Raw genomic sequence first — 12,484 nt, 5'->3', positions numbered from 1 at the left:
TTAGTGTTTTTGTTCATAAATTGTATTCTTCTCAGTCACCGGATCCGTATATTTAATAATACCGTTTGGAGTATTCGGGTTGATGGTACTATTTGTACATTTACTTTCCGGACTAGTAACTACCTGGAAGAATGTTGATGATAGCCTCAGGGTTCAGAAATCCATACATACTATCCTTTTTCAGGATGATAGAAAGTTTCTTGTTATTAAGATCAGTCTCAGGCATAAGAATGTCGTTATTTCTTTGCATTACCTTTTCGGTCTGGTATAACTGTTTAAGATACGTACCCGGTTAATTCCTCGGGGAAAGTATCCAATTGACTTTCTTATCCGGCAAACATCTTTTGTTTTCGAATGTTATCATTACAATGCAAAAGTCGATTCTTTTCGTTAAACAGCACTTATACAGATTACAGAAACATTTACCAATATTACAGACTCTATTAAAAGTAAAACAGAAAGTGGTAATTTTGAATAAGATTTAAAACGGATGCTATGGAAAATCAGGATATTAAAATAATCAACAGTGTTTCGGAATATAATAAAATGATGAATCATGAAACCTTGCATCCTTTGGTGAGCATTATTGACTTCTCTAAGTCCAATCCTATTTCCCAATATAGAAGGAGCTATGGTTTTTATACCGTATTTCTGAAAGATGTAATGTGTGGAGATATGTATTACGGAAAGAATAACTACGATTATCAGGAAGGGACGCTGGTTTTTATAGCACCGGGGCAAGTGTATGGGATGAGTAATGACGGGACCTATGTGCAACCAGGAGGATATGCTCTGATATTTCATCCCGATCTTATAAAAGGAACTAATCTGGGGAAAAATATTAAAGATTATTCTTTCTTTTCTTATGATGTTCATGAAGCTTTACACCTTTCCGAAAAAGAAAGAGAAATTATCCTGGAATGCTTTAAAAATATAAGGCTTGAACTGGAGCAATCCATTGATAAACACAGTAAATCCCTTATCGTAAACAATATCGAATTATTTCTCAACTATTGTATGCGCTTTTATGATCGCCAGTTTATTACCCGTGATCATGTAAATCAAGGCGTTATCGGGAAGTTTGAAAATCTTCTGAATGATTACCTGAAATCCGATAAACCCAAGAATATTGGATTTCCAATGGTCAATTATTTTGCTGAACAACTTAATCTTTCGGCGAATTATTTTGGTGATTTAATTAAAAAAGAATTAGGAGTTTCTGCCCAGGAATTTATCCATAATAAACTGATTGATGTTGCAAAAGAGGAAATTTATAATCCATCGAAATCAATCAGCCAGATTTCTTATGACCTGGGTTTTAAGTATCCCCAGCATTTTACAAGGTTGTTTAAGGCAAAAGTCGGAGTATCACCAAGTGAATACAAAACTTTAAATTGATTGAATTATCGTCGAAGTTTATTTATAGATTTCTATCATTTGCGTTTAAACGAATCGTGAGAATAGGTAATTTCTTTCAAATAGATTCGGGTTTTTCAGAAAAGTGAATTATTTTTAAAGGAAGAAATTTCCGGATAATGAAATCACAGCAGAATATCGGTACTCATATTTTTCAAACCCCGTTTGCGAAAATTATTGCTTTAAAAGAAAATGGTGTAATTAAAGCCAAAGGTATTCGCTATGCCAGGTCTGTAAGATTTCAAAAACCTATTCCTGTACAGCCGTCATCCTCGGAACTTCTTTTTCCGGATAAAACACCGGTCTGTCCACAAAGTATAAGCCCTTTAATTGAAAAAATGATTGGCCCCACGGATCTTAATGGTTTTGAGATTGAAGAATCTACTCAATTTCTTTCTGTTATTCGTCCCGATAATGAGCATACCAGCTTGCCTGTGATTGTTTGGATACATGGAGGCTCTCATGAAATAGGGTGTGGGGATCTTTCCACATCAGATGCGAGCAATTGGGTGAAGGAACAAGATATCATTGTAGTGTCGGTTTCCTATCGCCTGGGGTTGTTCGGTTTTTTAGGAGGCGATGAAGAAAGGCCTGCTAATCTTGGGTTATTTGATATTATTGAAGCATTAAAATGGATTCAAACGAATATAGAAAGCTTTGGAGGAAACCCTGAAAATATTACACTTCTGGGGCAATCATCCGGCGGAGATGCGATCGCCCATCTGATGATTTCAGAAGGTGTTGAAGGCCTTTTCAAAAGGGTGATCATTCAAAGTGCACCGTTAGGTCTTCGCCACAAAAGACAAAAAATGTCAGCCGAATTTCTTAAAAATACGGATTCAATAAAACATGAAACCGATGTCTTAAAGATGATGGAAGAATACAAAAAAAGGATTCCTTCTGTTATTAAATACGGATTAAAAGCAGTGATGCCTTTTGGTATTCAATATGGATTTCCTCCTTTATGCAATGAAGATGAGTCAGAGGAAAGATGGAAAGCGAGTGCTGGAAAAATTGATGTTTTAATTGGACTCAATAATGATGAAACTGCATTCTATCTAAAAACTTCCGAAGCACTCAATACTTATTTTGGTAAAGGTTTTGGTCAGAAGATCATTAATAAAACAGTTCAGCTGACTACAGAAAAAATCTATGGGAAACCTGCAGAACTTTTTGCTGAAAATTATGCTAAAGCCGGAGGTAATGTTTATTTGTTCAGGATCTATTCCAGAATTACGGATAATGAAATAGGAGCTGCGCACAGTATTGATCTTCCTTTGCTTTTTGGAAATGAAGAAGCATGGCAGTCTGCAGGGCTTATAAAAAACATTCCCTGGGAGTATATCCATCATAATGGAAGAAAATTAAGAGCTGTGTGGGCAGAGTTTTCAAGAACTGGAAGGATATCCGGAGAATCATTGAAACCCGATATTTTGGCATTGAGAAAAATATAGTTTGGTTCCGACCTTCGTATCACTAAATATTTTTATCATTTAGGTGCTCAATTTTTTTTATCTATGTGAAAATTATGTAAGGCGGGGGTATGGCTACTTCATTCCTTGTTACCACTTATTTTTATTGCTTTGGTTTTGTGTTTTCATATGTGAAATCCAGTATTTGGTATTTTTTATTCAATATTGTGTGTGTTATTTTGTTATATTTGAGTTATTAATCCCTGGAATGTAATAATTATGGAAAATATTTTCACAAATTATTAATAAAATAAATGCTGAAACGGTAAGGCGGTGAGAGAGACAATTAAAGACTAAAATCTTTTAACCATATAAAACCAAGCAATTATGAAAACAAAATTTCAATGGAATGAATTGAGCCGGGAAGTACTCAAAAACTTACTGGCTGGATCTCCTGGGGAACCTGCTTATTGTGTTTCGGATACGGGTCCGGGAGAAGGAGGATGCAACCCGGGTTATATCTGTGAGAATGGGAAGTGTGTTCCTTATAACCCTTCCGGTGGCGGAAGTACCGGAGGTGGAACAGGAGGAGGGCCGACAGGTCCAACGCATACCTGTTACTGCGGAACTTACTCGTATGTAACTTCTGATCCATGTCCATATACTTGTTTTAGTGACTAAACTTAATCAAATATTTTACAAAATGAAAAAAACTAATTTACCAGCAGGCCGTATAAGAAAAATAGAGCGGCAGGAACTTAAAGCTTTAAAAGCCGGAGGAATTATCCGTGACAGAGTATGCTGTACTTCAAATGAAGACAACCAATGCTGTGAATGGGCAAGTGATATATGGAATTGCAGATATATCTACTGCTAAAAGCCAATAGTATAAAGACATTTCAAATGTACATAACCGGATGATGCTTTCCTGGTTATGTACATTTAATTTAATTGTATCTATTCAGGGACCCAGACGCTTACATTTCCAGCAGGAACAGGAAAATTTCCCCAGCCTTTTTCATCAATAACTACTCTGTCTTCGAATCTTCCAAGCAGATCATAGAAACTTTGCCCCGAATACTTTTCCCCCATTTCCATGGGTTTATTGTAAGCATCTTTATTACTTAGGACAACAGCACAGCCCGTGTGCTCGTCATCTCCTTCACGAACCCATCCCAAGCAGTTAGCATCTTCAAAATAATCTTTCTGGATTCCATAGGCATGTTCTTTTCGCGCCTTTAGCAGTTCTTCAATTCCATTTACTTTATTCAGGAAAATTTCCTGATCATTTCCCTCCCGGTCCTTATCTACGTAATGGGCTCCGTACAAATCGGGATAAAATACACAAGGATAGCCGTCTTCCCTGAGGAGGATCAAAGCATAGGCAAGAGGTTTGAACCACTCTTCTACAGGAGCTTCAAGGTCTTGTAAAGGCTGGGTATCATGATTATCAACAAGACTTACGGAATGCAGCGGGTCAGCCTGAGTGAGAGTGCCATCAAAAATCCTTCTCAGATCATAAGATCCTCCCTCTTTGGAAGCATTGTGGAAATTGTTTTGAAGAGAGCTGTCAAATAAGCTCATGCACCCTTCCGTAACTTCAATATATTTTTGGAGTAAATTCAAATATCCAGGTGCCCAGTATTCTCCAACAGCAAAGATATTTTTGCCTGAATTGGACCGGATAAGTGTTAGCCATTCTTTATAAAAATCAAAAGAAATATGTTTTAAAGCATCCAGCCTTACACCATCAAAGTCGGTCTGATCAAAATACCATTTGGCCCATGCGTTGAGTTCTTCACGAACAAATGGATTGCGATGCTCAATATCATTATACATCAGATAATCATAATTGCCTTTTTCATCATCAATCATCTCTTCCCAGTCGTTTCCATATTCGGACTGTATTTTGAAGATATGCGAATCCATTCCTTCGGCATAATCTACGCCGCTGAAACAAGTTGCATTCCATTCAAAGTCAGAATATTTTTTATTTCTTCCAGGGAAAGTAAACTTGGTATAGGACTGTATTTCGATAACATCTGAAATTACCTTTTCCCTGTTATTTTCATCCACTTTTACTGCTTTCATTGTTTCCAGCTCGTCGCCACCGGCTTTATGCCCTAATACAACATCTACAATAACCTGGATATTTTGTTCCTTTAAAGCCTTTATTGCTTTTAAGTAATCATCTTTGGTTCCATACTTTGTGGGAATACTTCCTTTCTGGTCGAATTCTCCCAGGTCAAAAAGGTCATAAGCATCATATCCTGTTGAATAACCTCCACTAGTTCCCTTGTAAGCGGGTGGGAACCAAACTGAAGTTATACCAAGTTCGGCTAAATAAGCAGATTGTTTTTGAGCCTCCTTCCAGAGTGTTTGGTTTCCGTCTGAGTACCAGTGGAAAAACTGAATCATCGTTGGGTTCATACATTATAGAATTTGGTTACTACAATGTAGTGAAAATTTCTAATTATTAATGCCCAAACTCCTGAAACGGTATTTTTAGTTGAACAGAAACCTGCTTTTTTTCCTCAGTATTAAGGTGGGCAAGGGATAAGCCTAATAACCTGACAGGTTTATCAAAGGGTCTTAATTCCCAAAGCTTTTTGGAGGTTTTGTAGTATTCTTCTTCAGAAACATAGTAATCTTCTTTTGTCATGCTCCTGGTAAACAGTGAAAAATCTTTATACTTTATTTTTAAAGTGAGGGATCTGCCCAGAATATTATTTTTTTGTAACCTTTGATGTAGTTCTGCACTTAAGCTTTCCAGTTTCTCATTGATTTGCTGTTCATCATAGAGATCTTCAAAAAAAGTCCTTTCTACAGCTACACTTTTCTGGATGCGATGAGGTTTAACTTCTGAATGATGAATTCCACGAACAACATTGTAATAGTAGTTTCCGGATTTTCCGAACAGGCTTACTAATTCCTGTAATGTTTTTTTCTTTAAATCTTTTCCCTTGAAAATCCCCAGCGTAAACATTTTGTTGGCCGTAACTTTTCCTACCCCGTAGAATTTTTCAACGGGTAGTTCTTCCAGAAAACTTTCAATTTTGTCGGGGTGAATGGTTTTTTGTCCGTTCGGTTTATTGATATCCGAAGCTACCTTTGCTAAAAATTTATTAACTGAAATACCGGCTGAGGCAGTAAGACCTGTTTGTTCAAAGATTTTTTTGCGGATTTCTCTCGCAATATCATTGGCGGATTCTATTCCTTTTTTGTTTTCAGTCACATCCAGATAAGCTTCATCCAGGGACAATGGCTCTACCAGGTCGGTATACTCATGAAAGATCTCTCTTATCTTTCTGGAAATTTCTTTGTAACGGGCGAAGCGGGGAGGAACAAAAATGAGATGCGGGCATTTTTCTTTTGCTGTTTTACTTGGCATGGCAGAACGGACACCGAATTTTCTTGCTTCATAACTGGCAGCTGAAACTACACCCCGATGCTCTCCTCCCACGGCAATTGGTTTTCCTCTAAGCGCAGGATTATCATGCTGCTCCACAGAAGCATAAAATGCATCCATATCTACATGTATAATCTTGCGAATGGGAAAAGAAAAATCCATATCACAAAGATATGGATTCATTTATTTCTATATTTCAATAAATTAATATCATTTTTTCAATCTCATGGTAAGGAGCACAGGTTCAAATCCTACTTTTTCATAAGCTTTTACAGCAGATTCATTCTGATCATAAACATCTAATCTTATTTCTTTCATTCCCCTTTCTTCTGACCACTTTATGAGTCTATCTATAACGGATTGATTGATTCCCTGTCCCCTGTGTTCCGGTTTTACATACATAAACCCCAGATATGCATACTCTTTGAAATTAAAATAATCCTTTTCCGCTTTTTTAATCATCGCATATCCCGACGCAACGATTTCATGATCCTTTTCCGCTACAATAAGGGTAGCATCTTCAGACTCAATCAAAGAAACTAAATCATAATAATGAATGGTACCGTTAATAAGGGTTGGATTATAGGGCCTTTCTGCAGTAACTACACCTTGTTCGAATTCAAGAAGAGTTTTCAGGTCTTCTTTTGTTGCTTCTCTTAAAGTTACCATATTATTGTAAAAGTTTATTGATGGTGGCTTGTATTTCAGGATCTTCCGGTGAGATGGCGTAGTATTTTGCAATAGCTGATTTCTGGTCGATCACCATGTATCTCGGAATCCAGTTGAGGTCAATATAATTATTAAAGTCATTTTTCCATCCTGATGCAAACCAATAATTATCTTTGTCTTTCATATCAAATCTTTCAAGGCTTTTATCGAAACCTTCTTTCGATCTTTCCAGAGAAAGAAATACAAAGTCTATGTTCGGATTATTTTTTTCGAGTTCCTGTGCTTTTGGAAGTGCCTTCAGGCAATCTCTGCACCAACCGGCCCAAAAATCAATGACCACCACTTTTCCTTTGTGCTGGTTAAGAATTTCCTGCATAGTAATGCTCTTTCCCTCTTCATTTTCAAGCTTTTGTTGTAAAGCTTCTTTGGAAAAACTGGTTTTAAGTACTTTAGGAACTTCCTGAGAATAAAATGTCCCAAATGTTCCAAGCATAAAAAATATGAATAGCTTTTTCATTTTCAATTTCATTTTTTACAAATCTAAACAATGAAACGAAGTTATGAATTGCTTTTTGGATTAATTGGCAAAAATTTAAGAAATCGAAAAATTCGATAAAAAAGAACTACTGATAATTTTTAACCAGACCTTTTACTACCGTGATTACGTTGGGCATTGCTTTATTGGCTGCATTAAGAACTTCTTCGTGAGAAACGGCTAATGCAATATCGGGTCCGCCAAGATCCGTAATAACTGAAATACAAAAAACATCCATATCCATATGACGGGCAACAATAACTTCCGGAACAGTACTCATTCCTACCATATCACCACCTATAGCTTTTATCATTCCATATTCTGCGGGTGTTTCAAAGGTAGGTCCCTGTAATGCGACATAGATTCCCTGGTGAATTCTAATGTTATTTTCTGAAGCAGTGCGTTCTGCGATACTGATCATTTTTTTATTATAAGGCTCGCTCATATCGACAAACCTCGGGCCTAGTTCTTCTATATTCTTACCACGAAGAGGATGTTCAGGCATCATATTGATGTGATCTTTCAGAATAACAATGTCGGCGACCCTGAATTCAGGATTTACTCCTCCGCAGGCATTTGAAAGAAGTAGGTTTTTAATACCGATCAGATGAAAAATCCTTACAGGAAATACCACAGTTTCGATAGAATGGCCTTCATAATAATGAAAGCGTCCACTCATTATCAATACCTTTTTACCTTCTAAAATACCATATATCAGCTGACCTCCATGACCAGCCACTGTTGTTTGAGGAAAGTTAGGAATGTCTTTGTATTCCAATATGTGTATTGGCTGAACTTCATCTTTCAGTTTTCCCAGGCCGGATCCTAATACGATTGCAAAATCAGGCGTATCCTGAATGATGTTTTTGATGAAGGCTGCGGTTTCTTTAATTTTTCCTAACATAATCCGAGATGATTTGATTAAACTCTTCCTTTTTGTCAATGATTACATTGATAGGCCAGTAATAAACAATATCTCTAAGATAGTCAAAGGTTTTTAAACGAACATAATCTTTCTCGGTTGTTAAGATCAATTTATATTCGCCCAGTTTCTTATATTCAGCAATTATTTTTTTGATGTCTTCGTCGGAAAAATTATGATGATCCCTGAATTTAAGGTGTTTTACTCTATGTGAAAATTTTGCCAGATGCTCCAGCAATGGTTTTGGATTGGCAATCCCTGTAATTAAAAGAATGTCATAATAATTCAGGTTGTTGTCAGGAAGCATTTTTTCTCTTCCGTATACATTTTCGTCATATCCGATAGATGAAAAGAATACTTTCTGGTGACGCTCAGGTCTTATTCTGGAAATATAATACTGTTTGGTCTCCTCCGTCAGTTCATCAGGACATTTGCTGACCATAATAAGATCGGCTCTTTTTACCCCGGCTCTTGATTCCCTGAGATCCCCTGCCGGAAGAAGGTGGTCCCTAAAATACGGGTCATTAAAATCCGTCATCAGAATATTAAATCCTGCTTTGATCGCCCTATGCTGAAAAGCATCGTCCAGTACAAGAACATCCAGGTCCATGTCATCAATGACTTTTTTGGCTCCAGGCACTCTTTCCTCAGAAACTGCAATAACGAAACGGTTCTTAAAACGTTCAAAAAGCTGCATCGCTTCATCACCTACCATTTTGTAGTTGCTGTCATAATTGGTCACCTCATAACCTTTTGTAAGTCTTCCGTAACCTCGGGAAAGGACACCGGTTCTGTAATGTTTGGATAAAAACTGAGCAAGGTACATCACCATTGGCGATTTTCCACTTCCGCCAACGGACAAATTGCCGACATTGATGATCGGCGTTTTGAATTTCGTAGATTTAAAGATCCCCAGATCATACATTGTGTTTCGGATACCCGTTACCAAATGATAACCTACAGAGAAGGGATAAAGGTACCATCTTTTCATACGATTGCAAAAATAGTAATTTTTAAGAGGATTTGGCTGAATATTCTCAATGACTTTTCAACAAATATTTCATAAAATTAAAGTATTTTTGTGGAGTTATTATACTACATTGAGGTACTTTATAGAGTTTTCTTACAACGGTAAAAATTATTTCGGTTATCAGATCCAGCCGGACGCCAATTCTGTACAGGAAGAATTGGAAAAAGCACTATCCACTATTTTACGGGAAGAGATTAAAATTACAGGAGCCGGAAGGACGGACACCGGTGTTCATGCAAAAAAAATATTCGCCCACTTTGATACCCAGGTGGCTTTTAATGATCAGCTCAGTCACAGGCTGAACAGCTTTCTTCCGCCTGATATTGCTGTTAAGAGGATTTTTCCTGTAAAAGATGATTTTCATGCCCGGTTTGATGCCACCTACAGAACATACGAATATTATATTTCTTTAGAAAAAAATCCATTTACACTGGAATCTGCATGGCAACATTGGAAAAGACCTTTGAGCATCGATGCAATGAATGAAGCCTGTAAAATTTTATTCGAGTATAAGGATTTTACGAGTTTTGCCAAATTGAAAACAGATAATAAGACCAATATCTGCCACATTTACAAAGCAGAGTGGGAACAGGAAGGAAGCGAACTTAAATTTACCGTTTCTGCCAACCGTTTTCTCAGGAATATGGTACGGGCAATCGTGGGGACAATGGTGGAAATCGGTGCAGGAAAAATGAAGCCCGAAGATCTGAGAAAAGTTATTGAAAATAAAAACCGTAACTCGGCCGGCACTTCTGCTCCGGCACAAGGATTATTTCTCGTAGATGTAGGCTACGAATTTTAAAAAACAAAAAACTATAATCATTATGATGTCTATTTTTATCCTGATTGGAGCGTACAGATACTATGCTGCACTGGCAGAAAGATTTGGGAAAACCAAATGGCATTTTGGACTGTTGGGTATAGGGATCTATCTGGGGTTTCAGGTTGCGTTTTTATTTTGCTATGGTTTCTATATCGCACTTACTAACCCAGGTTCTTTACATGATAACGATTATACCGGATATAGCCTTGTGAATGTAATAAGCTGGCTATGTGCAATAGCTGTTGTGTGGGGAATTTACCAGTTTCTTGAAAAAAAGTTTACAAAAGAAACCATCCATAAACCAAGCCTGGAAATTGAGGAGATAGGGAGTAAGGAAAATGCATAACAATAGGATATTCATATTTTAAATAATTGATATCCGTTATTTTCTATTGGTATTTGGATAAGTTGTTCTCGCTTTCAAATTATAAAGTGTTATTTTTGCATGGAATTTATTTAATTCTTTCTTTCAATTTGTACAATGAAAAAACAAGATACCTGGGGAATTATTAAAAGGCTTTTCTTTATCGGAATGAAATTCCGGTCCTGGTTTATCCTTACTTTAATCATTTCCGTTTTACTTTCCATCGTTTCTACTTACAGACCTTACCTTACCATGGAAGTTGTAGATAATGATATCACCAGGCTGCAGGATAAAGCTCTGATGATGAAGCATATCTACATTTTGGTAGGATTGGTTGTTGCAGAAACTGTTTTAAACTTTTTCCTGGTCTATTTCTCCAATTATATTTCTCAGAATGTAATCAGGGATATCAGAGAGAGGTTGTATTCTAAACTTATTTATTTCAGGACATCATTTTTTGATAAAACACCTATAGGACAACTGGTAACACGTGCCGTTGGGGATGTGGAAACCATTGCTACAGTTTATACGGACGGATTCCTTATGGTTTTCGGGGATATTTTGAGAATCGTCTTTGTATTAGTGATGATGTTCAGTACTAATGTTCATCTGAGCTATATTACACTGGCTATACTTCCTTTGATGGTGGTTATTACCCGTTTTTTTCAAAAGAGGCTGAAAAAAGCATTTGGAGATGAAAGAACCTGGACGGCGAATCAGAATTCCTTTGTTCAGGAAAGATTAGCCGGAATGCCAATTATACAGGTGTTCAACAGACAGGAAGCTGAATTTAAAAAATTTGATGATATCAATATTACCCTAAAGGCTGCATTGCTGAAAACCGTTTTTATCTTTTCATTATTTTTTCCTGTAGTAGAACTTATCTCATCCCTATTTATTGGGTTTATCCTTTTCTATGGAGGATATATTACCATTAGTGCGGGGGTGGTTATTGCTTTTATCCAGTATATTTCAATGCTGATCAGACCTTTACGCCAGATCGCAGACCGATTTAATAATATCCAGCGTGGAATTGTAGGTGCAGAAAGGGTACTGGGATTAATGGATGAGGATTATGCGATGCCTAATCACGGAACAGTAAAAAAAGATCACTTCAATGGTAAAATTGAATTCAGGGATGTTCGTTTTGCTTACGATGAAAAGCAGGAAGTACTGAAAGGAATCAATTTCAAAGTGAATCCGGGAGAAACAGTTGCTATTGTCGGAGCTACAGGAGCAGGTAAATCTACGATCATCAGTCTGATCACGAGGCTGTATGATATCAATTCCGGGGAGATTTTTATTGATGATGTAGAGCTGAAAGATTATGAATTATATAATCTCAGAAGTCATATTGGGGTGGTATTACAAGATGTTTTCCTTTTCCATGGAAGTATCTTTGAAAATCTCTCTTTTGGAGATGAAAGTATTACCCTGGATAAAATAAAAGCAGGGGCCAGAGAAATTGAAGTAGATGAATTCATTCAGCAGCTTCCGGGTGGTTATGATTATGTAGTCAGTGAAAGAGGCTCGTCGATCTCATTAGGGCAAAGGCAGTTATTGTCTTTCTTGAGAGCTTATCTGTCCGATCCGAAAATTTTGATCCTCGATGAAGCTACCTCTTCAATTGATCATGAAAGTGAAAAACTGATTCAGAGGGCTACGGAGAAAATCACGAAAAACAGGACTTCGATTATTATTGCACACAGGCTTTCAACCATTGAAAAAGCGGATAAGATTATCGTAATGGAACATGGTAAAATTGTAGAAGAAGGAAAGCATTTGGAGTTGCTTGATCAAAATGGGTATTATTCCACATTGTATAAAGCACAGCTGAGACATGAAGTAGAAATGGAAGAAGAAAACCGGGCGTCAAAATAATAATCGTCATAGATAACAGAAAT

Annotated in this window: 14 protein-coding genes; 7 read left to right on the top strand and 7 right to left on the bottom strand. The window is 36.9% G+C overall.

The window, feature by feature from the left end; genetic code table 11:
- Positions 1-112: 112 nt before the first annotated feature.
- A complete protein-coding gene (locus MTQ00_RS12990; protein ID WP_172280626.1) occupies positions 113-250 on the bottom strand; it encodes a hypothetical protein in 138 nt (45 codons plus the stop codon).
- Positions 251-495: 245 nt separating this feature from the next.
- Here MTQ00_RS12990 and MTQ00_RS12985 point away from each other — a divergent pair, with 245 nt between their 5' ends.
- The 4 genes from MTQ00_RS12985 to MTQ00_RS12970 all read left to right on the top strand — a co-directional run bounded on the left by MTQ00_RS12985 (position 496) and on the right by MTQ00_RS12970 (position 3,705).
- Entirely contained in the window at positions 496-1,398 is a 903-nt protein-coding gene (locus tag MTQ00_RS12985) for a helix-turn-helix domain-containing protein (RefSeq protein WP_172280624.1), read from the top strand.
- Between the two features lie 137 nt (positions 1,399-1,535).
- Positions 1,536-2,870, top strand: a complete 1,335-nt coding sequence (locus MTQ00_RS12980; protein ID WP_273649553.1) for a carboxylesterase family protein — start codon at positions 1,536-1,538, stop codon at positions 2,868-2,870.
- A 345-nt stretch (positions 2,871-3,215) separates the two neighbouring features.
- Positions 3,216-3,509, top strand: a complete 294-nt coding sequence (locus tag MTQ00_RS12975) for a hypothetical protein (RefSeq protein WP_172280621.1) — start codon at positions 3,216-3,218, stop codon at positions 3,507-3,509.
- 22 nt (positions 3,510-3,531) lie between these two features.
- Positions 3,532-3,705 (top strand): hypothetical protein, encoded by a 174-nt coding sequence (locus tag MTQ00_RS12970; RefSeq protein ID WP_172280619.1) that lies wholly within the window; start codon positions 3,532-3,534, stop codon positions 3,703-3,705.
- Positions 3,706-3,785: 80 nt separating this feature from the next.
- Here the strand turns inward: MTQ00_RS12970 and MTQ00_RS12965 are convergent, their stop codons facing one another.
- From MTQ00_RS12965 to lpxK, 6 genes are all read right to left on the bottom strand, one after another.
- On the bottom strand, positions 3,786-5,258 hold the full coding sequence (locus MTQ00_RS12965) for an alpha-amylase (RefSeq protein ID WP_273649551.1): 1,473 nt from the start codon (positions 5,256-5,258) through the stop codon (positions 3,786-3,788).
- Between the two features lie 46 nt (positions 5,259-5,304).
- Positions 5,305-6,399: a DNA polymerase IV gene (dinB, locus tag MTQ00_RS12960; protein ID WP_273651062.1), complete on the bottom strand. Its 1,095-nt coding sequence runs from the start codon at positions 6,397-6,399 to the stop codon at positions 5,305-5,307.
- 48 nt (positions 6,400-6,447) lie between these two features.
- Positions 6,448-6,906 (bottom strand): GNAT family N-acetyltransferase, encoded by a 459-nt coding sequence (locus tag MTQ00_RS12955; RefSeq protein ID WP_172280615.1) that lies wholly within the window; start codon positions 6,904-6,906, stop codon positions 6,448-6,450.
- A 1-nt stretch (position 6,907) separates the two neighbouring features.
- Complete coding sequence (locus MTQ00_RS12950) at positions 6,908-7,423, bottom strand: TlpA family protein disulfide reductase (protein WP_273649548.1); 516 nt, start codon at positions 7,421-7,423, stop codon at positions 6,908-6,910.
- Between the two features lie 106 nt (positions 7,424-7,529).
- Positions 7,530-8,345: a purine-nucleoside phosphorylase gene (locus MTQ00_RS12945; RefSeq protein WP_172280611.1), complete on the bottom strand. Its 816-nt coding sequence runs from the start codon at positions 8,343-8,345 to the stop codon at positions 7,530-7,532.
- Positions 8,329-9,354, bottom strand: coding sequence for a tetraacyldisaccharide 4'-kinase (gene lpxK / locus MTQ00_RS12940; RefSeq protein ID WP_172280609.1), 1,026 nt, complete (start codon positions 9,352-9,354; stop codon positions 8,329-8,331). The genes MTQ00_RS12945 and lpxK overlap by 17 nt, the downstream gene beginning before the upstream one ends.
- A 49-nt stretch (positions 9,355-9,403) precedes the next feature.
- Here lpxK and truA point away from each other — a divergent pair, with 49 nt between their 5' ends.
- The 3 genes from truA (at position 9,404) to MTQ00_RS12925 (ending at position 12,461) form a co-directional block, all read left to right on the top strand.
- Positions 9,404-10,195, top strand: a complete 792-nt coding sequence (truA, locus tag MTQ00_RS12935; protein WP_273649546.1) for a tRNA pseudouridine(38-40) synthase TruA — start codon at positions 9,404-9,406, stop codon at positions 10,193-10,195.
- A 22-nt stretch (positions 10,196-10,217) separates the two neighbouring features.
- Positions 10,218-10,562 (top strand): hypothetical protein, encoded by a 345-nt coding sequence (locus tag MTQ00_RS12930; RefSeq protein WP_273649544.1) that lies wholly within the window; start codon positions 10,218-10,220, stop codon positions 10,560-10,562.
- A 135-nt stretch (positions 10,563-10,697) separates the two neighbouring features.
- Positions 10,698-12,461 (top strand): ABC transporter ATP-binding protein, encoded by a 1,764-nt coding sequence (locus MTQ00_RS12925; protein WP_172280604.1) that lies wholly within the window; start codon positions 10,698-10,700, stop codon positions 12,459-12,461.
- Positions 12,462-12,484 lie beyond the last annotated feature (23 nt).

It is taken from the genome of Chryseobacterium sp. B21-037, assembly GCF_028570785.1.
Taxonomy (GTDB): Bacteria; Bacteroidota; Bacteroidia; order Flavobacteriales; family Weeksellaceae; genus Chryseobacterium; species Chryseobacterium proteolyticum.
This window is presented reverse-complemented; position numbering and strand designations above follow the sequence as displayed.

What these genes read in the sequence shown, in the direction of transcription:
- MTQ00_RS12955 (WP_172280615.1), bottom strand. Translation starts at nt 6,906, where the DNA reads ATGGTAACTTTAAGAGAAGCAACAAAAGAAGACCTGAAAACTCTTCTT.
- MTQ00_RS12970 (WP_172280619.1), top strand. Translation starts at nt 3,532, where the DNA reads ATGAAAAAAACTAATTTACCAGCAGGCCGTATAAGAAAAATAGAGCGG.
- MTQ00_RS12950 (WP_273649548.1), bottom strand. Translation starts at nt 7,423, where the DNA reads ATGAAAAAGCTATTCATATTTTTTATGCTTGGAACATTTGGGACATTT.
- MTQ00_RS12925 (WP_172280604.1), top strand. Translation starts at nt 10,698, where the DNA reads ATGAAAAAACAAGATACCTGGGGAATTATTAAAAGGCTTTTCTTTATC.
- dinB (WP_273651062.1), bottom strand. Translation starts at nt 6,399, where the DNA reads ATGGATTTTTCTTTTCCCATTCGCAAGATTATACATGTAGATATGGAT.
- truA (WP_273649546.1), top strand. Translation starts at nt 9,404, where the DNA reads ATGACTTTTCAACAAATATTTCATAAAATTAAAGTATTTTTGTGGAGT.
- MTQ00_RS12980 (WP_273649553.1), top strand. Translation starts at nt 1,536, where the DNA reads ATGAAATCACAGCAGAATATCGGTACTCATATTTTTCAAACCCCGTTT.
- lpxK (WP_172280609.1), bottom strand. Translation starts at nt 9,354, where the DNA reads ATGAAAAGATGGTACCTTTATCCCTTCTCTGTAGGTTATCATTTGGTA.
- MTQ00_RS12945 (WP_172280611.1), bottom strand. Translation starts at nt 8,345, where the DNA reads ATGTTAGGAAAAATTAAAGAAACCGCAGCCTTCATCAAAAACATCATT.
- MTQ00_RS12975 (WP_172280621.1), top strand. Translation starts at nt 3,216, where the DNA reads ATGAAAACAAAATTTCAATGGAATGAATTGAGCCGGGAAGTACTCAAA.
- MTQ00_RS12990 (WP_172280626.1), bottom strand. Translation starts at nt 250, where the DNA reads ATGCAAAGAAATAACGACATTCTTATGCCTGAGACTGATCTTAATAAC.
- MTQ00_RS12965 (WP_273649551.1), bottom strand. Translation starts at nt 5,258, where the DNA reads ATGAACCCAACGATGATTCAGTTTTTCCACTGGTACTCAGACGGAAAC.
- MTQ00_RS12985 (WP_172280624.1), top strand. Translation starts at nt 496, where the DNA reads ATGGAAAATCAGGATATTAAAATAATCAACAGTGTTTCGGAATATAAT.
- MTQ00_RS12930 (WP_273649544.1), top strand. Translation starts at nt 10,218, where the DNA reads ATGATGTCTATTTTTATCCTGATTGGAGCGTACAGATACTATGCTGCA.